Source organism: Methylomonas sp., from assembly GCF_023228165.1.
Taxonomy (GTDB): domain Bacteria; phylum Pseudomonadota; class Gammaproteobacteria; order Methylococcales; family Methylomonadaceae; genus Methylomonas.
The window spans coordinates 13,342-35,798 of the sequence record NZ_JALOBS010000010.1 but is presented as its reverse complement, the minus strand read 5'-3'; the positions used below and the strand labels follow the sequence as shown (position 1 = coordinate 35,798).

The 22,457-nt window shown below is 55.6% G+C and carries 26 protein-coding genes; 21 read left to right on the top strand and 5 right to left on the bottom strand.

What is annotated here, in order from left to right:
* Nucleotides 1-131 precede the first annotated feature (131 nt).
* Together M0R33_RS09145 and M0R33_RS09140 are read right to left on the bottom strand one after the other, a co-directional pair.
* Complete coding sequence (locus M0R33_RS09145) at nt 132-473, bottom strand: DUF5615 family PIN-like protein (protein ID WP_292568037.1); 342 nt, start codon at nt 471-473, stop codon at nt 132-134.
* On the bottom strand, nt 470-697 hold the full coding sequence (locus tag M0R33_RS09140; protein WP_066984972.1) for a DUF433 domain-containing protein: 228 nt from the start codon (nt 695-697) through the stop codon (nt 470-472). Before M0R33_RS09140 ends, M0R33_RS09145 begins: the two co-directional genes overlap by 4 nt.
* Nucleotides 698-1,180: 483 nt before the next feature.
* On the opposite strand from M0R33_RS09140, the gene M0R33_RS09135 reads away from it, so the two are divergent.
* Genes M0R33_RS09135 through arsB form a run of 6 tightly spaced genes read left to right on the top strand, consistent with a single transcriptional unit; the run spans nt 1,181 to nt 5,788 of the window.
* Nucleotides 1,181-1,513 (top strand): helix-turn-helix domain-containing protein, encoded by a 333-nt coding sequence (locus M0R33_RS09135; protein WP_292568033.1) that lies wholly within the window; start codon nt 1,181-1,183, stop codon nt 1,511-1,513.
* 31 nt (nt 1,514-1,544) lie between these two features.
* Nucleotides 1,545-2,030 (top strand): arsenate reductase ArsC, encoded by a 486-nt coding sequence (locus M0R33_RS09130; RefSeq protein ID WP_292568031.1) that lies wholly within the window; start codon nt 1,545-1,547, stop codon nt 2,028-2,030.
* Between the two features lie 12 nt (nt 2,031-2,042).
* Nucleotides 2,043-2,399 carry an arsenite efflux transporter metallochaperone ArsD gene (gene arsD, locus M0R33_RS09125; protein ID WP_292568029.1) on the top strand — a complete coding sequence of 119 codons (357 nt, stop codon included), beginning with the start codon at nt 2,043-2,045 and terminating at the stop codon, nt 2,397-2,399.
* A gap of 46 nt (nt 2,400-2,445) precedes the next feature.
* The gene (gene arsA / locus M0R33_RS09120) at nt 2,446-4,200 is read left to right on the top strand and encodes an arsenical pump-driving ATPase (RefSeq protein ID WP_292568027.1); all 1,755 of its coding nucleotides are present in this window, start codon (nt 2,446-2,448) and stop codon (nt 4,198-4,200) included.
* Nucleotides 4,201-4,249: 49 nt separating this feature from the next.
* On the top strand, nt 4,250-4,684 hold the full coding sequence (locus M0R33_RS09115; protein WP_292568025.1) for an ArsI/CadI family heavy metal resistance metalloenzyme: 435 nt from the start codon (nt 4,250-4,252) through the stop codon (nt 4,682-4,684).
* Nucleotides 4,685-4,717: 33 nt separating this feature from the next.
* Nucleotides 4,718-5,788 carry an ACR3 family arsenite efflux transporter gene (gene arsB / locus M0R33_RS09110; RefSeq protein ID WP_292568023.1) on the top strand — a complete coding sequence of 357 codons (1,071 nt, stop codon included), beginning with the start codon at nt 4,718-4,720 and terminating at the stop codon, nt 5,786-5,788.
* Nucleotide 5,789: 1 nt separating this feature from the next.
* On the opposite strand, the gene M0R33_RS09105 is transcribed toward arsB, so the two are convergent.
* The 3 genes from M0R33_RS09105 to M0R33_RS09095 form a co-directional block, all read right to left on the bottom strand.
* Nucleotides 5,790-7,673: a cytochrome c peroxidase gene (locus tag M0R33_RS09105; RefSeq protein WP_292568021.1), complete on the bottom strand. Its 1,884-nt coding sequence runs from the start codon at nt 7,671-7,673 to the stop codon at nt 5,790-5,792.
* A gap of 799 nt (nt 7,674-8,472) precedes the next feature.
* On the bottom strand, nt 8,473-9,990 hold the full coding sequence (locus M0R33_RS09100; RefSeq protein WP_292568019.1) for an NAD(P)/FAD-dependent oxidoreductase: 1,518 nt from the start codon (nt 9,988-9,990) through the stop codon (nt 8,473-8,475).
* Nucleotides 9,991-10,054: 64 nt separating this feature from the next.
* Nucleotides 10,055-11,383 (bottom strand): AMP-binding protein, encoded by a 1,329-nt coding sequence (locus M0R33_RS09095; RefSeq protein ID WP_292568017.1) that lies wholly within the window; start codon nt 11,381-11,383, stop codon nt 10,055-10,057.
* Nucleotides 11,384-11,423: 40 nt separating this feature from the next.
* Here M0R33_RS09095 and M0R33_RS09090 point away from each other — a divergent pair, with 40 nt between their 5' ends.
* The 15 genes from M0R33_RS09090 to M0R33_RS09020 all read left to right on the top strand — a co-directional run bounded on the left by M0R33_RS09090 (nt 11,424) and on the right by M0R33_RS09020 (nt 22,456).
* Nucleotides 11,424-12,692: an NAD(P)/FAD-dependent oxidoreductase gene (locus M0R33_RS09090; RefSeq protein WP_292568015.1), complete on the top strand. Its 1,269-nt coding sequence runs from the start codon at nt 11,424-11,426 to the stop codon at nt 12,690-12,692.
* 21 nt (nt 12,693-12,713) lie between these two features.
* Complete coding sequence (locus M0R33_RS09085) at nt 12,714-13,883, top strand: beta-ketoacyl-[acyl-carrier-protein] synthase family protein (protein ID WP_292568013.1); 1,170 nt, start codon at nt 12,714-12,716, stop codon at nt 13,881-13,883.
* Nucleotides 13,855-14,346, top strand: coding sequence for a 3-hydroxylacyl-ACP dehydratase (locus M0R33_RS09080; protein WP_292568011.1), 492 nt, complete (start codon nt 13,855-13,857; stop codon nt 14,344-14,346). The genes M0R33_RS09085 and M0R33_RS09080 overlap by 29 nt, the downstream gene beginning before the upstream one ends.
* A complete protein-coding gene (gene fabG / locus M0R33_RS09075; RefSeq protein ID WP_292568010.1) occupies nt 14,343-15,071 on the top strand; it encodes a 3-oxoacyl-ACP reductase FabG in 729 nt (242 codons plus the stop codon). The genes M0R33_RS09080 and fabG overlap by 4 nt, the downstream gene beginning before the upstream one ends.
* On the top strand, nt 15,065-16,300 hold the full coding sequence (locus M0R33_RS09070) for a beta-ketoacyl-ACP synthase (RefSeq protein WP_366043457.1): 1,236 nt from the start codon (nt 15,065-15,067) through the stop codon (nt 16,298-16,300). The genes fabG and M0R33_RS09070 overlap by 7 nt, the downstream gene beginning before the upstream one ends.
* A 13-nt stretch (nt 16,301-16,313) precedes the next feature.
* Nucleotides 16,314-17,069, top strand: coding sequence for a beta-ketoacyl synthase chain length factor (locus M0R33_RS09065; RefSeq protein WP_292568008.1), 756 nt, complete (start codon nt 16,314-16,316; stop codon nt 17,067-17,069).
* Nucleotides 17,062-17,841, top strand: coding sequence for a lysophospholipid acyltransferase family protein (locus M0R33_RS09060; RefSeq protein ID WP_292568006.1), 780 nt, complete (start codon nt 17,062-17,064; stop codon nt 17,839-17,841). Before M0R33_RS09065 ends, M0R33_RS09060 begins: the two co-directional genes overlap by 8 nt.
* Nucleotides 17,828-18,097: a phosphopantetheine-binding protein gene (locus tag M0R33_RS09055; protein ID WP_292568004.1), complete on the top strand. Its 270-nt coding sequence runs from the start codon at nt 17,828-17,830 to the stop codon at nt 18,095-18,097. The genes M0R33_RS09060 and M0R33_RS09055 overlap by 14 nt, the downstream gene beginning before the upstream one ends.
* Entirely contained in the window at nt 18,094-18,342 is a 249-nt protein-coding gene (locus M0R33_RS09050) for an acyl carrier protein (protein WP_292568002.1), read from the top strand. The genes M0R33_RS09055 and M0R33_RS09050 overlap by 4 nt, the downstream gene beginning before the upstream one ends.
* An 86-nt stretch (nt 18,343-18,428) precedes the next feature.
* The gene (locus tag M0R33_RS09045; protein ID WP_292568000.1) at nt 18,429-18,989 is read left to right on the top strand and encodes a hypothetical protein; all 561 of its coding nucleotides are present in this window, start codon (nt 18,429-18,431) and stop codon (nt 18,987-18,989) included.
* Entirely contained in the window at nt 18,986-19,369 is a 384-nt protein-coding gene (locus M0R33_RS09040) for an AMP-dependent synthetase (protein WP_292567998.1), read from the top strand. The genes M0R33_RS09045 and M0R33_RS09040 overlap by 4 nt, the downstream gene beginning before the upstream one ends.
* Nucleotides 19,353-20,096 carry a glycosyltransferase family 2 protein gene (locus M0R33_RS09035; protein ID WP_292567996.1) on the top strand — a complete coding sequence of 248 codons (744 nt, stop codon included), beginning with the start codon at nt 19,353-19,355 and terminating at the stop codon, nt 20,094-20,096. The genes M0R33_RS09040 and M0R33_RS09035 overlap by 17 nt, the downstream gene beginning before the upstream one ends.
* Nucleotides 20,093-21,076, top strand: coding sequence for a lipid A biosynthesis acyltransferase (locus M0R33_RS09030; protein WP_292567994.1), 984 nt, complete (start codon nt 20,093-20,095; stop codon nt 21,074-21,076). Before M0R33_RS09035 ends, M0R33_RS09030 begins: the two co-directional genes overlap by 4 nt.
* Nucleotides 21,073-21,489: an acyl-CoA thioesterase gene (locus M0R33_RS09025; RefSeq protein ID WP_366043452.1), complete on the top strand. Its 417-nt coding sequence runs from the start codon at nt 21,073-21,075 to the stop codon at nt 21,487-21,489. Before M0R33_RS09030 ends, M0R33_RS09025 begins: the two co-directional genes overlap by 4 nt.
* Nucleotides 21,479-22,456 (top strand): sulfite exporter TauE/SafE family protein, encoded by a 978-nt coding sequence (locus M0R33_RS09020; RefSeq protein ID WP_292567992.1) that lies wholly within the window; start codon nt 21,479-21,481, stop codon nt 22,454-22,456. Before M0R33_RS09025 ends, M0R33_RS09020 begins: the two co-directional genes overlap by 11 nt.
* Nucleotide 22,457 lies beyond the last annotated feature (1 nt).

Here is a 22,457-nt window from a genome sequence, read left to right as displayed (position 1 = left end):
GCCTGGCGACAGTCTGCTCTTCAGATTCATCGCCGGAAAGCTGTCATTGAATTCCGATACCTGAAAGCGGCCGTTCGTCACTGAGTTCAATTGGCCGACAACAAGCAGTGATAAAACAACTTAACGAGACGTCACGACTTATCAGCTAATTCCACAACCACATGACCTTCAACCAATAATTGCAGAGCTTTCGGAAAAACTTCGTCGAACAATTCTTGTAATCGCTGGTTGGTGGTATTACCGCAAGTGACCCAAAGTAATTGTGGTGGTGGTTGCTGACGCAGCAGTAGTTCGACAAAATCACTGTCCTTGCTGATTAAAACGATACCCTCTTGCTGAGCGCGTTTGAAAATTTCTAGATCGTCGGCATCACGCAATCCCAGTTCTCGTAGGGCGTACGCTTCAACTTTGAATGTCCAGCGCAACCAATCGGCCAGATTCGGCGGTAGTTGAGCGGCAACCCAAAAAATCATGCGACCAGTCGTTCGAGGTTGGCTCGTCGGGCTGCGTAGAGGAGGCAGGCCTGGATGTCAGCGAGTTCTAGGTCCGGGTAATCAAGCAGAATTACCTCACTACTGACACCATCTGCCAGCATTTGCAAGATGTCACTGACCCGTATTCTCATGCCGCGAATACAAGGTTTGCCACCGCACTGCAGGGGATTATGGGTGATTCGGCTCTCGATTTGCTCGTTCATGATGTGACTATCCAGTTCTAAATTGACATTATTTTAACTTCATTAGGCCAGAGGGTGCTAATCGCGGACGATATATCTGAATGATGATGACTCAATCTAAAATGTTGAGAGGATATAGTCCGTAGTGACTCAGTTCTGAGGTGATTTTGCTCGCCAAATACCTGACAGTCAATTAGGTCAAAGGTAGCAATTTCTGGTGAAATTGGATAGCGATACCGACGGTCCGGTTTTGGCCGGCAGCTGCCGAATGGCACTGCCATTTAACGAAAAACCTAACCGCGACTCACCCCACCCGGCACATCACCAAAATAATAAAACTTAAATTGATATGTCAGGAAGTATGCCTTATTTCCCGCTGCAATTGGTCTCGTCAGATTTACCCGTTGCTTGCCTCGTCCAGCCCTTAATCCAACCCAGCCAGCAAAGTGAAAAGCAGGTTGATTATATATTTTAATATTTCAAACATTGTTGTATAGTTGACCAATGGACAAACAACTTGCCACCGCTTTATTCGAATCCCTGGCCTCCGGCATCCGTTTGGATGTGTTTCGGCTGCTGGTTAAAAACGCGCCTTCCGGCTTGGTAGCCGGGGAGATCGCTGCATCTTTGGCGCTGCCGCCGACCAATTTGTCGTTTCATCTTAAGGCGATGACCCATGCCGGCTTGCTGAATGTCACCCAGGAAGGCCGCTTTCAGCGTTACCGGGCGAATTTGGCTGTGATGCAGGCCTTGGTCGACTATCTGACCGCCGAATGCTGTACCGGCCACCCGGAGCACTGTTTCGACGCCGGCGCATCTTCAATCTGCTGCGACTAATTTCTATAATCACTTAATGCATCAACTTAATATGAACGTTCTGTTTCTCTGTACCGGCAATTCCTGCCGCTCCGTGCTCGGCGAGGCCACTTTTAACCATTTAGCGCCCGAGGGCTGGCGAGGCATGAGCGCCGGCAGCAAACCGACCGGCAAGATACATCCCCGTTCGCTGGCTTTGCTGGAAAGAGAAGGCATCTCTACCGAAGGCTATTACAGCAAGTCCTGGAACGACCTGCCGGTGACTCCGGATATCGTGCTGAGCGTCTGCGGCAACGCCGCCAACGAAACCTGCCCGGCCTATCTGGGCCCAGTGATGCGCAGCCATTGGGGCGTTGAAGATCCGGCTCATGTTGCAGGCACGGATGCGGAAATCGACGCAGCGTTTATGCAGGCTTACCGGATACTCCGCCATCGCATCGAAACTTTTCTGGCCTTGCCGCTGGACGAACTGAAAAACCATCCGCAACGGCTGAAGGCGGAACTGGATCGCATCGGCACCCTGTTACCCGAGAATTAAAGGAAATCCGTCATGACTACCATACATGTATTTGACCCTGCATTATGTTGCAGCACCGGCGTGTGCGGCGTGGATGTCGATCAACAATTGGTCGATTTTTCCGCCGCTGTCGAATGGGCCAAACAAAACGGCGCGCAAATCGAACGCTTCAATCTGGCCCAACAGCCGCTGGCATTCGCCGAAAATCCTGCCGCCAAAGGCTTTTTGGAGCGCTCCGGCGCCGATGCCTTACCGCTAATTTTGGTTGACGGCGAAGTGGCTTTGGCGGGCCGCTATCCGAGTCGCGCCGAACTGGCGCGCTGGGCCGGCCTTACGGTCACTGAACCGGCCGCGGAATCGGCCTGCTGTAGCGGCAGCAAATGCTGTTAACGCGGAAACTTCGAATAACCTCCTCTTTAGCCAGCCAATGCCAACTATGAAATTTCTCGACCAAGCGCCGCGTTTCCTGTTTTTTACCGGTAAGGGCGGCGTGGGTAAAACCTCGGTGGCCTGCGCATCGGCTGTGCGGCTGGCGGAATCCGGGCAACGGGTGCTGCTGGTCAGCACCGATCCGGCCTCCAATGTCGGCCAGGTATTCGGCGTTGGCATAGGTAACCAAATCACCGCCATTCCCGCCGTGCCCGGTTTGGCGGCGTTGGAAATCGATCCGCAAGCGGCGGCGCAAGCTTACCGCGACCGTATCGTCGGTCCGGTACGCGGCCTGCTGCCGGATACGGTGATTCAAGGTATCGAAGAACAGTTATCCGGCGCCTGCACCACCGAAATCGCCGCATTCGACGAGTTCACCGCGCTGCTGACCGACCCGGCGCTAACCACCGATTTCGAGCATATCGTCTTCGATACCGCGCCGACCGGTCACACCATCCGCCTGTTACAACTGCCGGGGGCCTGGAGCGATTTTCTGGAAACGGGCAAAGGCGACGCCTCGTGTCTTGGCCCGCTGGCCGGTCTGGAAAAACAGCGGACTCAGTACAAGTCCGCGGTGGAAGCCTTATCCGATGGCGCACGTACCCGGCTGATCCTGGTGGCGCGCGCTCAGCAAAGCACCTTGGCCGAAGTGTCCCGCACTCACGCAGAACTCGCCGCCATCGGCTTGCGAAACCAGTATTTGCTAATCAACGCGCTGCTGCCTGTCGGCGAGACTACCGAAGACGTTTTGGCGCAGGCGCTTTATAGGCGCGAACAGAGCGCCTTGCGGAATATCCCGGCGCCATTACAAGGAATGCCCCGCGATGAACTGTTTCTGAAACCGTTCAATATGGTGGGATTGACTACCTTGCGGCAACTATTGCTGGACACCCCTTCGCAACCTGCAGCGATTGCGGCGGTTACCGATCTCGATACGCCCAAACTTGCCGAACTGGTCGATACCATAGCCAAAGACGCTCACGGCTTGGTGATGCTGATGGGCAAAGGCGGCGTGGGCAAAACCACCTTGGCCGCGGCCGTGGCCGTGCAACTAGCACAACGCGGTCTGCCGGTACATTTGACCACCTCCGACCCGGCAGCGCATTTAAACGAAACCCTGAACGGCGCATTGGCGCATTTGACGGTGAGCCGCATCGACCCTGCGGCGGAAACCGCCCGCTATCGCCGGCATGTTCTGGAAACCAAAGGCGCCAAGCTGGATGCGTCAGGCCGGGCCTTGCTGGAAGAAGATTTGCGCTCGCCGTGCACGGAAGAAATTGCCGTATTCCAGGCCTTTTCGCGGATTATCCGCGAAGCCGGCCAAAAATTCGTGGTGATGGACACCGCGCCGACCGGGCATACCTTGCTGTTGCTGGATGCCACCGGCGCATACCATCGCGAAGTGGCCCGGCAGATGGATGGCGACTCGTACTTTCTAACCCCGATGATGCAGCTGCAGGATCCCAAACAAACCAAAGTGCTGCTGGTGACGCTGGCCGAGACCACGCCGGTACTGGAAGCCGCCCATCTACAAGCCGATCTGCGCCGTGCCGGTATCGAACCGTGGGCCTGGATCATCAATAACAGCGTTGCCGCAACCGCAGTGCAGGCACCTTTGTTGCGCCAACGGGCGGCAAATGAACTACGTGAAATCGACGCAGTCGCACGCAGCCACGCCCAGCGCTACGCCGTAGTGCCTTTATTACAGGAAGAGCCGGTTGGGGTTAAGCGTTTGTTGCAGTTGGCGGGCAGCACAGTTTAACCACAGAACCCGCTCTAACTTTAACCAAGAGCCTAACCTGGACACAACCATGAAACGTTTTCACATTCATATTGCCGTAGACGACCTGGAACAAAACATCCGCTTCTACAGCGCCTTGTTTCAAACCGAACCCACTGTAGTGGAAGCGGATTATGCCAAATGGATGCTGGACGACCCGCGCCTCAATTTCGCCGTCTCCAATCGGGGGCGCAAAGCGGGACTGGATCACTTGGGTCTTCAAGTCGAATCCGATCAGGAACTGGAAGCCGTAAAACAAGGATTGTCTGCCGCGGCCTTGCCGGTCACCGCGCAAAAACAGGCGGCCTGTTGCTATGCGCAATCCGACAAATACTGGAGCGTCGATCCGCAAGGCATCGCCTGGGAAGCCTTTCACTCCTTGAATGCCATTCCGATGTTCGGCGAAGATCAGGCGATACAACTCGAATCTGGCTCCAGTTGCTGTAAGCCAGCCACGGAAGCCTAGCCCCCTAGCTACTAACATCTCAAGAAGCACGCCATGAATACGCCCAGCTGTCCCAACCCACGCTTATCATTTCTCGACCGCTACCTGACCCTGTGGATTTTTGCCGCCATGGCGGCGGGCGTGGCTATCGGCTTTGCTTTTCCCGGTGAAGTAAACGCTTTCAACAGCGCGGTTTCCGTCGGCACCACCAACATCCCTATCGCCATCGGCTTGATCGTTATGATGTATCCGCCGCTGGCCAAGGTGCATTACGAAGACCTGGGTGAGGTGTTTCGCAACTGGCGGATATTGTCTCTATCGTTAATACAAAACTGGCTGATCGGACCGATCCTGATGTTTGCGTTGGCCATGCTGTTTCTGCGCGATTATCCGGAATACATGACCGGCCTGATCCTGATCGGCCTGGCCCGTTGCATTGCAATGGTCATCGTCTGGAACGAGCTGGCGCGCGGCGATAACGACTACGCCGCCGGATTGGTGGCGTTCAACAGCGTGTTCCAGGTGCTGTTTTACAGCCTCTATGCCTGGCTGTTCATTAGTGTATTGCCGCCGCTGTTCGGCCTGCAAGGCAGTCTGATCGACATCACCATCGCCGAGATCGCCAAAAGTGTGTTTATCTATCTGGGCATCCCCTTCATTGCCGGTTTCAGCACCCGCTTTGTGCTGATCAAAGCCAAGGGCAAAGACTGGTATCAGCACAATTTCGTGCCTAAAATCAGCCCTCTGACGTTAATCGCGCTGCTGTTTACCATCGTGGTGATGTTTTCCCTGAAAGGCGATTTGATTGTGCAGTTGCCGCTGGACGTGGTGCGAATTGCCATCCCGTTGCTGATTTACTTTGTGGTGATGTTTTTGGTCAGCTTTGCAATGGGCAAAGCCATAGGCGCGGATTATGGTAAAACCACCACGCTGGCGTTCACCGCCGCCAGCAACAACTTCGAGCTGGCAATTGCCGTGGCGGTGGCGGTATTCGGCATCAATAGCGGCGCGGCGTTTGCGGCCGTGATCGGGCCGCTGATCGAGGTGCCGGCAATGATAGCCTTGGTGAACGTGGCGTTTTGGTTTAGAGGCCACTTTTATGCGAAAAATACCCCGACAGCCTGAATTACTGGCTATCCCCTACCGGCGCTGCAAAGGCATCGGACACCAGCGTTTCGACATTGCTGCCGTTCAGCGCCTGTAAAAACGCCACCAGATCGTCGATTTCCGCAGCCGACAAACCTAACGGTTTAATCAGTGGCGACAGGTTTTCGTTGGCGATGCCGCCCTGGTTATAAAACGCCACCACCTGTTTCAGGCTGGCCAGGCTGCCGTTGTGCATGTAAGGCGCGCTGAGCGTTACGTTACGCAAGGATGGGGTTTTGTAGGCCCAACGGTCGGCCGGGTTTTGGCTGATTTCGTAATAGCCCAAGTCATTGGCCTTGGTTTCGGCAACGCCTTGCAGGCTTTTATTGTCCACTTCCACAAACACCCCGGGCGCGACTTGCACCCGCTGCTTTTCCGGCGTTTTCCGCATGGACTCGGCATATCCGATACCGGTGTTGTGGCGTTTTTGGTCGCTAAACAAAGCGGACTTCTCGCCTATGCCGTGGCAACTGCTGCAGCCCGCCCTGCCGGTAAACAGCTTAAACCCGCGCTGTGCCGCAGCGCTTAAAGCCGAACTTTGTTTGCCGAAATACCAACGGTCGAACGGCGAATCCGCCGAGTTCAAGGTACGCTGATAACCGGCCAAGGCTTGGCCTATGGTTTCCATGCTCGGGCCTTTATTGAAGGCCTTTTCGAACAGTCCCCGATAATCCGCGCTGGCCTTGATTTTATCCACCACATGGCCGATGGAGGGGTTGCCCATTTCGTTATGCGCCAGCAACGGCCCCCACACCTGTTGCTCCAGGCTGTTTTCGCGGCCGTCGTGAAATAGTAATTGCGCATAGCCGACGTTATACAGCGACGGACTATTGCGCCGCACGCTACGGCCTTCTATGCCTACGGCGGTCGCCATTTCATTACTGCTAAAGCCTTGCTCGGGAATATGGCAAATCGCGCAGGAAAAGGTGTTGTTGAACGACAGCCGACGGTCGTAAAACAGTTTGCGGCCCAATGCGACTTTGGCGCTTGTCAGCCGGTTGTCTTTGGGTTGCGGCAGTTTAGGTAAACCCAGCGGCGGCTTACTGGCAAACTCGATCAGCTTGGCCGGCTTGCCTTGCCGGTGTTCCAGCGCCAACGAGCGGGTTTGATAATCGGTTTGTTGGTAGTTTTGTTTGTTATCGCCGGCTTGATACAGGCTTTCTCCGGTCTCAGGCTGCGCGACCACCGCCGGTTTGGGGGTTATCAACAAGGTTTTTACGTCGTTGATGACCGTGTCGGCATGCAGAAAGTCCACGTTGTAGATATTGCGGATATTTTTGTCGGTATCGATCAGATAAACCCGCAGCAAATGCGAAAAAGTACCGGTGAACTGGCCTTGTTCGTCGTAAATTTTTTGCACGTTTTGCTGATAGGCATTCAGTATCGGCTGCAGGGTTTGTTCGTCGCGGGTGGTCAAAAATTGCCAATCGAAATCGCCGGTTTTAAATCCGGAACCGTAATGGCGCATCATCTCCGGAGTGTCGTTGCTCGGATTAAAACTCAAGGTCAGCAACCGCAATTTTGCGGCCAGTTCCGGTTGTTTCTGCAATTGCCTGCTGATTTTATGCAGCACCTGGGTCGCCAGCGGGCAACCGTTTACGTCGCTGCAAGTGGCGTAAATAAAGCTTAACAACACCACTTTATCGCCCATTAAATCGTGCAGGTGTTCGGGTTGATTGTCGCTGGTCAATATCTCGCCGTCGCCGGCGGCGCCGATCACCGGCAGCGAGTAACTGGCGGGCGCGGCCAATTGATACGGCAAAGCGGCATAGCCGGGCGCCAAGGGAGTTGTAGGCGCGGTTTCGGCCCGACAGGCAAAACCGCTGAACAGAGCCAAAAGGCCGATAAAATAACAAGTTTTCATAATTCCAGTCCCAGCTGTGGGTTAAAGTTCGCCGACGGGCATTCCATTTATCCCAGCAACACATATTATAAAAAACTAATATTCTATTTGGCCGCTGCTGTCAACTGCGGCTGATATCTTCATGCTCCCCGGAATTCGGCATTGGGTGTTGAAATTTTGCTCTTCACACCGCCTTCTGAGGTCATTTTTAAATCAACTGCCGAGAAAATCATCGGAAGCGATCGCTGGCAATAATCTAAACCGTACGTCGCAGTCAGCCAAATCGGACATATTCTTGCGCGTATGCAGGGCGCAAAATGGAAAGGTGTCATGCCGCAGGAGGAGCGGGCTATTCAACCCATTCCAAACATTTCCTTATTTCACGCTGGTTTTAAACAATCAGGATGGGGAAAACAAACCCCGTTCAGTTAGACGGCGGTTTCGAAAAAAGCCAGCCTTGCGCGTCATTTTACCTGTTAAGCTAACGCGTAAACTATTTGGCAAACTAAAGAGGGATAGCTGTGTTTATTTTCGAAAAATTGTATGGGTCTTTAAGGCTGTTCAGTTTAATTATGCTTTTGGGTGTTTGCAAAGCCTCAAATGCCGTGGTCATTTGGGTTGGTCCAGAAGTGGCTACTCCCCTCACCAACGTAGTATGGGTCAATAATACTCCGTTTAGTTTATCCTGAATCCGTGACTTAAAAATCCGTCAACAACTGCAACTCAATGATTTAAAAAGCCCGCGTAGCTCCGATTAGCGATAGCGTAATCGGAGGAATGTTGACTCCTAACCGTGCGATTACGCAAGCTTTTATGGCCTTCATTTATTCTCAACCCTACCCGACACCGCTTCCGCCGCCAGCAAGGCGGAAATACTGACCCCGGCGATGCCGCCGCCCGGCCGGGTCCAGTGTCCGGCATGAAATAGCCCCGGCAAAACCCCGCGAACGCCGGGCCGGTTGGGGCCGATTTGCTCGGGGGTGGCGGCGAAACCGTAGGCCGCGCCTTGCCGGTTCAGCGTGTACCTCTCAAGCGTGCGCGGGGTGCCGGACTCCACCAGCAGCAAATGATCCTGCAGGCCGGGAAAATGGCGTTCGGCTTTTGCCAACAAGCGTTGCTCGAACGGCTTTTTCGCCTGCCGCCAGGATGTACCGATATCGAAGCGGCACAGGGTGGTCAGCAGCATGATGTGCTGGCCATCGGGCGCCAGGGAGGGATCGGTCAGGGACGGCAAGGTGGCGGAAAACCAGTTGAAATCGCCGCTTTGGTTTGAGGCATAGGCCGCTTCATGATCAAACGATTCGAAGAAAAACGACTCGTGGGCATGCTCGGCCATGGGTAAATCGGTGGCGACATAACTGACGAAAATCGAGGTGGACGGGGTGAGTTGCGCCAAATGGTCGCAGTACGGTTGCGGCAAATATTCCCTGCCTATCAGTAATTCGGCGGTTTGCCGGGCGTCGGCGTTGGACACCACGATGTCGGCGCGAATCAGCTGGCCGTTCTCCAACACGATGCCGGCGACCTTGCCCTGCTCCACCACAATTTGCCGCACGCTGGCATTCAGCAGCAGCTCGCCGCCGTGGGTTTCCAGGGCGCCGGCCAATGCATTGGCATAGGCCTGAAAACTGCCCCGGCAATAATAGCCGCCTTCGTAGGTATAGCCGGCCATCATGCAGGCCCAGTATAAAAAAGATAACTGCGCGGGCGGCAAACCCAAATACGGCCACAGCGACGCGCAAAGGCTTTTCAGCCGCGCATCTTTTAAAAACTCGTCCAAGGCTTCGCTCAGACTGGCCCGACGGTAACGCAACAAATTCGCCAACGCCACCGCCGGCGAAACCCGCGCCGAGCGGCCCTGTTCCAGAATAGTTTCCGCCAGCATGGCCTCTTCCGCCAGCACCTTGCATAGCCGGATCAAGACCCGCAGATTATCTTTTTCCCGAGGAAAATGCGCGCACAAACCCTCTATGAATGCGCTTTCTCCGGCTTGCAGAGTGATTTCGCATCCCGGATAAACCGCCCGCGCATAGCTTTCTATCGGCATGAAAAGCGCCTGCGGGTCTATGCCGACGGCCGTGCAAATTTGGTAAATACTGCTGCCGTTTTGATAGCCTTGCGGGCCGCAACCGCTGACCAAGTGCACGCCGGAATCGAAATGAAACCCGCGTCGTTTAAAGCTGTGCGCATAGCCGCCCGGCCTGTCGTGGCGCTCCACCAGCAATACGGACTTGCCGGCCTTGGCCAGCAATGCGGCTGTGCTCAAGCCGCCGATGCCGGCGCCTATCACTACCACGTCATAAGTTTCTTGTTTTGATTCCCTGTGAACGCCGCGCATGACTGTCAGATTTAAACCTAAGGGACCGGCAGGTTAGCAGATTGACCAACCGCCCACAAACTCACTACGCCAGCGCTGCCAACAGGGCGTCTTGCGCGCTTTTGGTCAGCTTGCCGGCCTGAGTACGCGGAATGGCGTCGACATAATGAATTTTCCTGGGCAGAAACACTTGGTCCAGATAAGGCTGCAAGCCAGTTCTGATCTGCTGTTTATCCAGCTGACTCACTACTACGGCGGCCAATCTGTCTTCCCCGGCTTGGACGTACTGCACGTAGAAAAAACCGTCCGCGACCCCTGGTATGTCCAACAGCCTGCGATTCAACTCGCTCAAAGAGGAGCGCTTGCCGCCGATCTTGACCATATCGCCCTGTCGGCCCAGTACCGCAAAACGGTTATCGGCTTGCAGGCCGATACCATCCTGCAACACCAATTCCATCGGTAAATGCGCCGCTTGCAACAGGGTTTGTCCTTGCCCATTCCGAAACAGCCGGCACCCCGGATAAAGCCGCCAGGAACTGCCGGCCAAGGTTTGCCTATGCGCAAACGACAACGTTTCGGTGCTGCCGTAAATTTCGACAGGCGATTGCCCCAGCATGGCACGGACTTCGCCGGCCAGTTTGTCCGACAAGGTATCGGTAGCGGAAATAACAGCGCACAGGTTATGCCAATCGCCGCCGCTTAAATGCCGCAAATGGGTAGGCGTGGTGACCAATACCGCCGGCCAGGCCGAGTCGGCCACCGCGCAACGGATATCCTCCGGAAAGAACGGTCGCTTGTCGTACAAGACCAAGCGGGAAAATAACGGCCAGAACACCGATGTTTCCAACCCATACATGTGTTGCGGCGGCGTGGTGGAGACCATCAAACGGACTTGATCCCACAACCCCAAGCTGCCGACTGCCATGCTCGCGGAAATCCTTAGCGTCTCCAAAGTATGCATATTGGCCTGAGGCTTGCCGCTGCTGCCGGAGGTAAAGGCGATCAAACGGCTGGCGCGCCAATCGATCTCAACGGGCCGCTGGGCTTGTACAGCATAATCCGGCGCAACCACTTCGAACCAGATCATCCCCTGCAATTGCGGCTTGCAATCGGCGGCGACATAGGCGTTGGGATAATCGGCACGGATTTCCTGAATAACCGCGGGTTGACCGGACGGCGGCAACAGGCAAATCTGCCCCCGGCTGGCGGCGGCCAGCAACGCTATGCAAAATAAATAACGGTTTTCGCATAAGTTGATCATATAAGCCCGTTCCGGTAGCAGAGCCGCCAAGCGTTGCACGTCGCCCCACAGGTTTTTTCGCTTGATCACCCGTCCTGCAAAGACGGCAAAGGGCTCATCGTTATATGATAGGAATGAATCGGAACACTCCTGAAAGGCTAAGGCTTGTTGCATGAACTGAACTCTGGGAATTGGGCTTTAAACGCCTGCTGTGATGCCGACCTTTATTTTAACCGAACCCAACAGCCAACCCACAATGGATACGGATGTATTGATCATAGGCGCCGGCCCGGCCGGCAGCGTAGCGGCGCAAATGTTGAACCGACTGGGGCACCGGGTGGTCATTCTGGAAGCGCAGCAATTCCCGCGTTTTTCGATAGGCGAAAGCCTACTTCCGCAGTGTATGGCGTTTCTGGAAGCGGCGGATATGCTGGACGCGGTCGGTGCCGAACATTTTCAGCTCAAAAACGGCGCCGCCTTTTCGCATGCCGGCAAACTGACCGAATTCGATTTCAGGGAAAAGTTCACACCCGGCTGGGGCACCACCTTTCAAGTGCCGCGCGGCCGTTTCGATCAGGTACTGGCCGAAACGGCGCAACGATCCGGTGTGACCGTTCATTACCAACACAAGATTGTTGCCGCAGATTTCAACAGGCCTGGCCTCGCTAGCCTGACAAGCGTTGATACCCAGGGCGTCACTCGCGACTGGACGGCACGCATGGTGCTGGACGCCAGTGGTTTCGGGCGAGTATTGCCCAGACTGCTCGATCTGGAAACGCCTTCCTCGCTGCCGGCCCGGCAGGCCCTGTTCACCCACATAGAAGACCGCATTACCACGAAAAATTACGACCGTGACAAGATACTGATCGCCATACACCCCAACCATCATCAAATCTGGTACTGGCTGATTCCGTTCAGCAACGGCAGAAGTTCGCTGGGCGTGGTGGTTCCGCAAGGTTTTCCCGACGCAATCGGTAGCACACCGTTGGCGATTTTGCGCGACTTGGCTTGTCAGGAACCCCGGCTGGCCGAGTTACTCGCCAGCAGTCGCTTCGACACCCCCGCCAATCAAATCGGCGGCTATTCGGCCAATGTCAGCCGCTTGGCCGGCAGTGGCTTTGCGCTACTCGGCAATGCCGGGGAGTTTTTGGATCCGGTGTTTTCCTCCGGCGTCACCATTGCTTTAAAATCCGCCGCCCTAGCCGTTCCACTGGTCGATAAACAATTGCGCGGCCAGGCGGTCGATTGGCAAACCGAGTACGAACAAGCGCTACGCAAAGGCATAGAGGTATTCAGAGCGTATGTGGAAGCCTGGTACGACGGCAGCTTTCAGCGCATCATCTTCGAACAAAGCCAGCTGGCCAGTGTCAAGGCCATGGTATCCGCCATTCTGGCCGGCTATGCCTGGGATGAAAGCAACCCGATGACCCAGCGTTGCAGTAAAAGAATTACAGCCCTTGCCGACATCTGTCCGCCCTTGTAAACACGACTGAGGAGGAAAACGATGTATTTACATGACTTGGGTATTGTCTGCGCACTGGGCTCCAGCAAAGCCGAGGTGCTATCGAGCTGGCTGGCCGGCCGGATAAGCCAAGCCGTTCCGCCCGTCTGGTTAAACACCGCCGTGCCCGCCATCAGCATCACCGCCGATCTGCCCACTCTGCCGCCCGACTTACAGCGCTACGCCTGCCGCAATAATCGTCTGCTGTTGGCGGCTTTACAGCAAATCGCCCCCGCCGTCGAATCGGCAATCACCCGTTACGGTCGCTCGCGTATCGGTTTGCTGCTGGGTACCAGCACCTCGGGCATCGCGGAGGGCGAATCGGCGGTTAGCCGATTGCTGACCCACGGACAATTACCCGCCGCATATCACTACAAACAGCAAGAGCTGGGCGGCGCCACTGAATTTTTGGTCCATTATCTGAATATTCAGGGCCCCGCCTACACCGTGTCTACAACCTGTTCATCCAGCGCCAACGCCCTAGCGTCGGCGCGCCGCTTATTGCGCCTGAATCTTTGCGATGCGGTCATCGTCGGCGGTGCCGATGCGCTGTGTCACACGACTTTACAGGGCTTTTCCGGCTTGGGCGCGTTGAGCCGGATAGGCTGCAATCCGTTTAGCAAAAACCGCGACGGCACCGTGATAGGCGAAGGCGCCGCCTTGTTTCTGATGACTCGCGAATCGGCGCCGATTGCCTTGTTGGGGGTCGGCGCCAACGCCGATGCCTATCATATTTCCGCGCCGCGCCCGGACGGCTCCCGCGCGCATGCCGCCATGCAAAATGCCTTGTTGGAAGCGGGCCGGACCGCGGAACAAGTCGATTACATCAATCTGCACGGCACGGCGACTTTGCAGAACGACGCCATGGAAAGCCGGGCCGTGGCCACTTTATTCGGTGCCGACACGCCCTGCGGGTCCAGCAAGCCGGCCACCGGCCATTGCCTGGGCGCGGCCGGCGCCATTGAGGCCGGCTTGTGTTGGCTGCTGTTGTCCGCCTTGAACGGCGAACTGCGCCTGCCGCCGCACCTTTGGGACGGCGAGCCCGACCCGAAACTGCCGCCGCTGGGTTTCGTTACGCTGGATAAGCGTCAGTCTAAGCGGCTACAATATTGCTTGAGCAATTCTTTTTCGTTCGGAGGTAACAATGTGTCCTTGCTCATTGGACGCTGCTGAGCAGACAGCCGGCTTCCCCTATGCTGTGGCGTCTCTGCTGCCGCAGTCCGGGCGTATGGTGTTGATCGACAGAGTGCTGGATGCCGGCGAAGGCCATATTACCGTGGAACTGACCGTACGCGAGGATGGCTTGTTTTCCACCCCGGACCATGGCGTGCCGGCCTGGGTGGGCCTGGAGTTCATGGCACAGGCGGTGGCGGCATATTCCGGCTATCAGCGCAAACTGCGCGGCCAGGCGATAGACTTGGGATTTTTATTAGGCACCCGCCATTATCAATGCTCGGCCGGTAGTTTCCGCTGCGGCGCGAAACTGACCATCCGGGCCGAAAAAATCATCGAGGCCGCCAATGATATGGTGGTATTCGATTGCCACCTGGAAGGTGATAACATCCAGGCAACCTCAAAACTGAATTTACTGATGCCACAAGATTCAAAAACATTTCTGGCCGGAAAAGGCGTATGAAGCAAAAAACCATCCTGGTAACCGGCTCCAGCCGTGGCATAGGCAAAGCCATCGCACTGCGTTTGGCCCGCGAAGGCTACGATCTGGTGGTGCATTGCCGCAGCCGTTTAATCGAAGCCGAGCAGGTCAGGGACGAAATCGTACAGCTGGGCCGACAAGCGCGGATGCTTTGTTTCGACCTGGCCGACCGGCAAACTGCCCGCGACACTTTGGAAGCCGACATCACCAGTTACGGCGCTTACTACGGCGTGGTCTGCAACGCCGGCCTGTCGCGCGACAACGCCTTTCCGGCCCTCAGCGACGACGATTGGGACGCGGTATTGCGCAGCAATCTGGACGGCTTTTATAACGTGCTGCACCCGCTGGTGATGCCCATGGTGCAAAGCCGCCAGCCCGGACGCATCGTCACCTTGTCTTCGGTATCCGGCTTGATAGGCAACCGCGGCCAAGTCAATTACAGCGCCGCCAAAGCCGGCATCATCGGTGCCACCAAGGCGCTGGCGCTGGAATTGGCCAAACGCAAAATTACCGTCAATTGCGTCGCCCCCGGCCTGATCGAAACCGAGATGTTGGACAATTTACCCTTGGATGAAATTCTGGCGGCCATTCCGGCCAGACGCGCCGGCACGCCGGACGAAGTCGCCGGACTGGTGGCGTTTTTGATGTCCGACGATGCCGCTTATATCACCCGCCAGGTGATCTCCGTGAATGGTGGTTTATGTTGACCCACCGTGTGGTCGTGACCGGCATGGCCGGCTTTTCACCCATCGGTAACGACTGGCAGGAAATCCGCAACCGGCTGATCAACAAGCAATCCGGCATCCGTTTTTTGCCGGCCTGGGATAAATATAACGGCCTGCTGACCCGGTTGGGCGGACCGGTGGAAAATTTTCATCTGCCTGCTCATTACACCCGCAAGAATACCCGCAGCATGGGCCGCGTCTCCCTGCTGGCCACCCGCGCCAGCGAATTGGCGTTGACTGATGCCGGCCTGCTGGGCGACCCGGTAGTCAGCGGCGGTCGTACCGGCGTGGCTTACGGTTCTTCGGTAGGCTCGACGCCGGCCATCGCCGATTTCGGCAGAATGTTGATCGATAACGATATCGGCAATCTGAACGCCACCACCTATTTAAAAATGATGGGACATACCACCACGGCCAACGTGGCGGTATTTTTTCAGATTCGCGGCCGGGTTATTCCGGCGGTCAGCGCCTGTACCTCGGGCAGCCAGGCCATTGGCTTCGCTTACGAGGCCATCAAATTCGGCTTGCAGGATGTGATGCTGGCCGGTGGGGCCGAAGAACTTTGTCCGACCGAAGCGGCTTTATTCGACGCCTTATACGCCACCAGCACCCGCAACGACGAACCCGAACTGACCCCGCGCCCTTTCGACCGGGACCGCGACGGCCTGGTCATTGGCGAAGGCGGTTGCACGCTGGTCTTGGAGGAGCTGGAGCGCGCCAGGGCGCGCGGCGCCAGAATTTATGCGGAAGTGGCCGGCTTTGCCACCAATGCCGACGGCGCCCACATTACCCAGCCGAATGCGGACACCATGCAACTGGTGATGCGCCTGTCCTTGCAGGATGCCGGACTTGAATCGGCGCAAATCGCCTACGTCAGCGCGCACGGCACGGCCACCGAGCAAGGCGACATCGCCGAAAGCTACGCCACCGCGGCGGTGTTCGGCGCCAATACGCCGATCAGCAGCCTGAAAGGCTATACCGGCCATACCTTGGGCGCTTGCGGCGCGCTGGAAGCCATGGCGGCGATTCAGATGATGCGCGACGGCTGGTTCCATCCCAATCTGAATCTGGAGCATGTCGACAGCCGTTGCGCTGAACTGGATTACATCACCGGCACGGGCCGCACTTTGGCTGCCGAGTATGTGATGAGCAATAATTTTGCCTTCGGCGGGGTGAATACCTCCTTGGTTTTCCGGCGTTGGGATAATTGATAGGTGACCACGGATGAAACATCCCGAACCAGTGTCATCCGCGGCCTGCCCGCTGGATTTTACCTTGAAGCATTGGTGCATATGGCAATCCCAGCCTTTACCGGCAGCGGTGGAAATCTGGCCGGCTGGACAAACATTACCCAATCAAACCGATAATGCCGATGTAAGTTTTCTACCGATGATGCAGCGGCGGCGCTTATCGCCGCTGGCCCGCGCGGCCTGCGCGGTTGCCTGGCATTGCCGGCTGGCCCGCGGCGATATGCCGACGGTATTTTTTTCCTGTCACGGCGAAAGCCAGTATTATCTGGAAATACTGTCCGGTTTAGCCAGCGACGGCAGCGTGTCGCCCAGCCGCTTCAGCCTGTGCGTGCACAACGCCATCGGCGGCCTGCACAGTTTACATAGCGAAAGCTCCCAGGCTTATCTCTCCTTGGCCGGCGGCAGCGAAGGTTTTTTCACCCCATTTTTGGAAGCGGCCGGCTTGCTGCTGGAAGCGCCCCAAGTAATGCTGGTCTGGTACGAACAACCTTTGCCGGAATGTTATCAGGCTTATTTGGCGCTATCCGGACAAACTTGGGCCTTGGCGATGGTTTTGAGCAAAGCCGGCCAGCACGGCCCTCAACTGAATCTGCTTCGCGAAGCCACGGACATTCCTGCGAATAGCGACAGCAACGAAGCCGACCTGTTACAAGCTATTCTGAATAATCGCCGCCATGGCAGCTGTCGATTGGAACGTGCGCACTGGCACTGGAATTTAGACTATGCTTGAGCGCCTGAATTATTACTGGCGGTTGTGCGGCACCGGTTTGAGTTTTTTTCTGTTCGGCGCCATGGGTATCCTGATTTGGGGGCTGTTATTTCCTCTGTTCGAACCCTTCCTGGGCCGGCGCGGAGATAAAAAACGCCGCACTCGCCGGCTAATGCAAGGCATTTTCCGGGTTTACATGAATTTCATGCGGGTGATCGGTATTCTTAATTACCAAGTGCAAGGCCGGCGGGAACAGCTTCTTGCCGACGGCAATCTGGTTATCGCCAATCACCCCTGTTTGCTTGACATCGTATTTCTGATTTCGCAAATCCCCAACGCCACCTGTATTGTGAAACCCGCCTTGATTCGCAATCCCTTCATGCGCATTCCCATTCGTGCCATGGGCTATATCTATGCCGAAGATCCGGAAATGTTGGTGACACGTTGCGCGGAAGAATTAAACGCGGGCAGCTCGCTGATCATTTTTCCGGAAGGCACCCGCACCACGCCCGGCAAAGCCATCAAATTTCAGCGCGGCGCCGCCGCCATAGCCCTGCAAGCCGAGGCTAAACTTTTACCGGTTACTATCGGCTGCCATCCAACCACCCTGACCAAGCGCGAAAAATGGTATCAGATACCTGAAAAGAGGTTTACTTTGAGCCTGTTTGTAGGGGATCATATACGGTTAACGCCAATTTCCGAACACAGCTGCCGCTCGCAAATAACGCGGCAGTCGACCCGGCAACTGGAAGCGTATTTTATTGAGCAGTTGGCACAGCATGGAAAATCTTGAAGCCGAGCTTAAACGTTTAATCATCGACATTTTTGAACTCGAAAACATCACTCCGGTTGACATTGCTTCTGAAACGCCGCTTTTCGGCGCCGGCCTGGGCCTTGATTCCATCGATGCATTGGAACTGGGCGTCGCATTGAAAAAAAAATACAATATTCACATCGATACCCATTCAACCGGATTGGTCGAGCATTTCGCCTCGGTAAAAAATCTGGCCAACTTTGTGGTATCGCAACAGGAAAATAAATCAGTATGAAAACCCAAGAAGATGTTTTTAAATTCTTGCAAGAAATCATGGCGGAAATGTTCGAGCTGGCGCCCGAGGACATCGTCCCAACTGCAAACTTGAGTACGGATCTGGATATCGACAGCATCGACGCGGTCGATTTGATGGTCAGACTGCGGGAATTGACCGGCAAACGCATTAACCCGGAAGACTTCAAAAACGCCCGCACCATACAGGACGTCGTCGACACGGTACATCGTATTACCTCTGCATAATTGCCCATGCTCATCCGCAAACGGCTGCCGGAGCGTCTAAGCCTATCCGCCAAACCAGCAACCCCACCGAAACCGGACTCATTGCCATGTTACGCATCGGCCTAAGCGGTCTTATCTGGGCCGTCACGATCGGCTACCCGTTTCTGGTCTGGTATTCGCTGGAATATTTTCAACCCCGCTCAATCGCGCTGGCTTTAGCGGCGGTTTTTTTGCTGCGCCTGTTGGCCCGAAACCCCAGCCCGAAACCGGCCGGCATTGCGGCCATATTGGCGCCGGCCGGCTTGATCTTTTTATTGGCGATTGCCTTTTTGAACGAAACCCGCTGGCTACTCAGTTACCCGGTCTTGGTGAGTCTGTCGTTTTTTGCGGTTTTTGCCTACAGCCTGGTCTATCCACCCAGCGCAGTAGAACGGCTGGCTCGTCTGGAAGACCCGGATTTACCCGCCAAAGGCGTCGCTTACACCCGTAAAGTCACCCTGATTTGGAGTGTGTTTTTCTTCTGCAATGCCGGCCTGTCCCTGCTCACCCTCTGGTATGGCGACCCCTGGCTGTGGAGCTTGTACAACGGCTGCCTGTCCTATGTCTTGATGGGCCTGTTAATGGCTGGCGAAATGCTGGTGCGCCGTAAAGTGAAGGCAAGCTATTGAAGCCTTCCGCCCCGCTTGAGCAAAACCCGGCGCTATATCCCGAGTTCATCGGCAGCCGCGAAACCGCCGACGGGATTATTCTGTCTTTATGCATCCCGCAAAATTTGGCTTACTTTTCCGGCCACTTCGAGCAAGTGCCTATCGTGCCCGGCGTAGTCCAAATCCAATGGGCCGTGCATTACGCCCAACGGTATTTGGGCTTGCAAGCCGTGTTTAGCCATATGGAAGCGGTGAAGTTCAAGGAACTGCTATTGCCGGACCAGCACTTCGAACTGAGTTTGCGTTATCCGCCACGGGCTTGTAAATTGGAGTTTCGTTACCACTCCGAAACCCGCGAATATAGCTCGGGCAGGATCTACTTCCATGACCTTTCCGTTTAAGCCTTGCATTCTGATCCCGGTTTATAATCACGAGCAGCCGTTGCCGGGCATCGTGGCGCATTTGGCGGCCGACCCGTTAACCTGCATTTTGGTCGACGACGGCAGCCGGCCGGCCTGCGCGGAAGTGATACGCGGCTTGGCCGCGCGATACCCTTGGCTGCAAACCCTGCGACTGGATACCAACCGAGGCAAAGGCGCCGCCGTCAAGGCCGGCATCCTGCATGCCCATGACTTGGGTTATTCCCATGCCGTGCAAATCGACGCCGACGGTCAGCACAATCTAAACGATCTACAACAATTTATCACCGCCGCTCAAGCAAATCCGCAAGCGCTAGTGCTGGGCCAACCGATTTTCGACGCCTCCATACCCAAGCTACGCTATTACGCCCGGTATTTGACGCAAATTTGGGTGATCATCAACACCTTATCCCTGCAAATTCGCGATGCCATGTGCGGCTACCGGGTTTATCCGCTTGCCGCTTGCGCCCAATTGATTCGCGGCGTAGACCTTGAAGAGCGCATGGCGTTCGATGTGGAGATTCTGGTTCGACTGTATTGGCAGGGCCTGCCCATCGTTTCCATGCCCACCAAAGTGGGTTATCCGCAAGACGGCGTTTCGCACTTTCGCGGCTGGGAAGACAATCTGCGCATCAGCCTGACCCATGCCCGGCTATTCTTCGGCATGTTGCCCCGTCTGCCGCAACTATTGGCGCGACATTGGTCATGACGGCGGATAACACACCCAAACACTGGGCCTCGCTGGAAGAAACCAGTCTGGTGTGGGGCATCAAGGCCCTGGTGTGGATTTACCGGATCTTCGGTCGTTGGGCATTTCGGTTAATTTTAGTCCCGGTGGTGAGTTTTTATTTCTTCACCGGCAGCATCGCACGCGAGGCCTCGCGGGATTATTTGCGCCGTCTGAACCAATATTTCCCCGATTCACCCATTGGCGGGGGCTGGTGGCAAAGTTACCGACATTTCCTCGGTTTTGGTGAAACCCTGCTGGATAAAATCATCGCCTGGATGGGTTATATCGATGCCGGCCAAATTGACTTTCCCAACCGGCCGTTACTGCTGGAGCTGCTGGCGCAAAAACGCGGCGCCATGCTGGTCAGCGGCCATATCGGCAACCTGGAAATTTGTCAGGCCATCGCCAATCTGCGCGGCCACATTCATCTGAATATTCTGGTTCACACCCGGCATGCCGAAAAATTCAACCGCCTGCTGGGCGGCGGTAAAGGCAGCGCCACCATCAAACTGATTCAGGTTACCGAACTGAATCCGGCCATCGCCATCGAATTACAGGAAAAAATCGAAGCCGGCGAATTTTTGGTGATGGTGGGCGACAGAGTACCCGTACAAGGCGGGCGAACCATAACCGTTCCATTCCTGGGAGCGAATGCCGCTTTTCCTCAGGGCCCGTATTTGCTGGCTTCGCTGCTGCGCTGCCCGGTGTTTACACTTTTTTGTTATCCGACACAGGGCCGTTATAAAATTGATCTGCAACCTTTTGCCGAATCCATCCGCATTCCTCGCGCCGAACCGCAACGCCGGGATATGCTGAAAACCCTGGCGCGGCGTTATGCCGAACAGCTGGAAATCCATTGCCGTATCGCCCCCTTGCAATGGTTTAATTTTTATCCGTATTGGCAGACCCCGGCCGAAACCGGCGGCAAAAACCAGCCTTTGGAGAATGATTCACCATGATCCGCGCCGAAGTGGAATTGACCGTACCTTTCTTCGATATCGACATTCTGGGCATAGCCTGGCACGGGCATTATTGTAAATACATCGAAATCGCCCGCTGCGCGATGCTGGACACCATAGACTACGGTTACATGACCATGCGCGCCACGGGCTACATTTGGCCCATCGTCGACATTCAATTACGCTATGTCCGTCCGGCAAAATTTGATCAACGCATCAAGGTATCGGCGGAATTGGTGGAATGGGAATACCGCATGAAAATCAGATATCTGATCACCGATGCCGAATCCGGCGAAGTGCTGGCCAAGGGCCATACCGTGCAGGCGGCGGTTGATAGCACCAGCGGCGAAATGAGTTACGCTTCGCCGGCTATCTTTCTGGACAAACTTGGGATCAAAGCCGATGCCTCTTAACAAAAAACTCACGCTACTCATCCCGCCGCTGGCCTGGCTAGGCTGGTATTTTCTGCCCGGTACACCGCCTTTATGGGCCCTGGCCAAACATTGGCCGATTTCACTGACCATGGCCTTCGGTTCGTTTATTGCCGGCGCCACCAGCGAAGCCGGCGGCGCGGTGGCTTTTCCGGTATTCACCAAAATACTGGCCATTCCCGCCACGCAAGCCAAATTATTTTCGCTGGTCACGCAAAGCGTAGGAATGGGCTCTGCTTTGTTGACCATTTTGCTATTACACATACGGGTGGAATGGCGAGCAGTGTTTTGGGTGGTACTGGGGGCGATACCCATGCTGTGGTTCGGCTTCATGATAGCCGAGCAGTTACCCGCCAGCGCGGTAAGAATGATGTTTACCGTCATTCAGAGCAGCTTTGCGTTGGCGCTGTGGTGGCATAATCGCGACCCGCACCGCGACCGCCATGTTAGCCTGCCTGCTTTCGGCAGCCTGGAAAAGCTTACCTTGCTGGCCTTCGGCATGTTGGGCGGCCTCATCAGCGGCTTGTTGGGCAGCGGCCTGGAAATCATTGTATTTTCGGTCTTGGTGTTATGGTTTCGGCTCTGCGAAAAGTCCGCAACACCGACTGTCATCGTCATGATGGTGCTGACCTCCTGGTCCGCATTTGCAATGATTTATTGGTCGGGGCGCTTTGTACCGCCGGTAACGGAATATTGGCTGGCCGCCATTCCTATCGTCGTCATGGGCGCTCCGCTGGGTGTTTACGTCTGTTCGCGCATGTCCAGAATCGGCGTGGTTAACACCCTGTTGAGTTTGATTCTGCTGGAACTCCTGTCTTCATTACTACTGATTCCCTTAACCCTGGAACTAGCCTTGGCATCTATCGCGCTGTTCCTGGGATTTTCTTACGTGTATTATTCGATGTACCGATCCAAACGCTATCGGGATGATCCATCAGCACTTACATAAC

What these genes read in the sequence shown, in the direction of transcription:
- arsB (WP_292568023.1), top strand. Translation starts at nt 4,718, where the DNA reads ATGAATACGCCCAGCTGTCCCAACCCACGCTTATCATTTCTCGACCGC.
- M0R33_RS09030 (WP_292567994.1), top strand. Translation starts at nt 20,093, where the DNA reads ATGACGGCGGATAACACACCCAAACACTGGGCCTCGCTGGAAGAAACC.
- M0R33_RS09090 (WP_292568015.1), top strand. Translation starts at nt 11,424, where the DNA reads ATGCCGACCTTTATTTTAACCGAACCCAACAGCCAACCCACAATGGAT.
- M0R33_RS09025 (WP_366043452.1), top strand. Translation starts at nt 21,073, where the DNA reads ATGATCCGCGCCGAAGTGGAATTGACCGTACCTTTCTTCGATATCGAC.
- M0R33_RS09055 (WP_292568004.1), top strand. Translation starts at nt 17,828, where the DNA reads ATGGAAAATCTTGAAGCCGAGCTTAAACGTTTAATCATCGACATTTTT.
- M0R33_RS09060 (WP_292568006.1), top strand. Translation starts at nt 17,062, where the DNA reads ATGCTTGAGCGCCTGAATTATTACTGGCGGTTGTGCGGCACCGGTTTG.
- M0R33_RS09050 (WP_292568002.1), top strand. Translation starts at nt 18,094, where the DNA reads ATGAAAACCCAAGAAGATGTTTTTAAATTCTTGCAAGAAATCATGGCG.
- M0R33_RS09070 (WP_366043457.1), top strand. Translation starts at nt 15,065, where the DNA reads ATGTTGACCCACCGTGTGGTCGTGACCGGCATGGCCGGCTTTTCACCC.
- M0R33_RS09085 (WP_292568013.1), top strand. Translation starts at nt 12,714, where the DNA reads ATGTATTTACATGACTTGGGTATTGTCTGCGCACTGGGCTCCAGCAAA.
- arsD (WP_292568029.1), top strand. Translation starts at nt 2,043, where the DNA reads ATGACTACCATACATGTATTTGACCCTGCATTATGTTGCAGCACCGGC.
- M0R33_RS09020 (WP_292567992.1), top strand. Translation starts at nt 21,479, where the DNA reads ATGCCTCTTAACAAAAAACTCACGCTACTCATCCCGCCGCTGGCCTGG.
- M0R33_RS09145 (WP_292568037.1), bottom strand. Translation starts at nt 473, where the DNA reads ATGATTTTTTGGGTTGCCGCTCAACTACCGCCGAATCTGGCCGATTGG.
- M0R33_RS09140 (WP_066984972.1), bottom strand. Translation starts at nt 697, where the DNA reads ATGAACGAGCAAATCGAGAGCCGAATCACCCATAATCCCCTGCAGTGC.
- M0R33_RS09100 (WP_292568019.1), bottom strand. Translation starts at nt 9,990, where the DNA reads ATGCGCGGCGTTCACAGGGAATCAAAACAAGAAACTTATGACGTGGTA.
- M0R33_RS09065 (WP_292568008.1), top strand. Translation starts at nt 16,314, where the DNA reads ATGAAACATCCCGAACCAGTGTCATCCGCGGCCTGCCCGCTGGATTTT.
- M0R33_RS09080 (WP_292568011.1), top strand. Translation starts at nt 13,855, where the DNA reads ATGTGTCCTTGCTCATTGGACGCTGCTGAGCAGACAGCCGGCTTCCCC.
- arsA (WP_292568027.1), top strand. Translation starts at nt 2,446, where the DNA reads ATGAAATTTCTCGACCAAGCGCCGCGTTTCCTGTTTTTTACCGGTAAG.
- M0R33_RS09095 (WP_292568017.1), bottom strand. Translation starts at nt 11,383, where the DNA reads ATGCAACAAGCCTTAGCCTTTCAGGAGTGTTCCGATTCATTCCTATCA.
- M0R33_RS09130 (WP_292568031.1), top strand. Translation starts at nt 1,545, where the DNA reads ATGAACGTTCTGTTTCTCTGTACCGGCAATTCCTGCCGCTCCGTGCTC.
- M0R33_RS09035 (WP_292567996.1), top strand. Translation starts at nt 19,353, where the DNA reads ATGACCTTTCCGTTTAAGCCTTGCATTCTGATCCCGGTTTATAATCAC.
- fabG (WP_292568010.1), top strand. Translation starts at nt 14,343, where the DNA reads ATGAAGCAAAAAACCATCCTGGTAACCGGCTCCAGCCGTGGCATAGGC.
- M0R33_RS09105 (WP_292568021.1), bottom strand. Translation starts at nt 7,673, where the DNA reads ATGAAAACTTGTTATTTTATCGGCCTTTTGGCTCTGTTCAGCGGTTTT.
- M0R33_RS09115 (WP_292568025.1), top strand. Translation starts at nt 4,250, where the DNA reads ATGAAACGTTTTCACATTCATATTGCCGTAGACGACCTGGAACAAAAC.
- M0R33_RS09135 (WP_292568033.1), top strand. Translation starts at nt 1,181, where the DNA reads ATGGACAAACAACTTGCCACCGCTTTATTCGAATCCCTGGCCTCCGGC.
- M0R33_RS09045 (WP_292568000.1), top strand. Translation starts at nt 18,429, where the DNA reads ATGTTACGCATCGGCCTAAGCGGTCTTATCTGGGCCGTCACGATCGGC.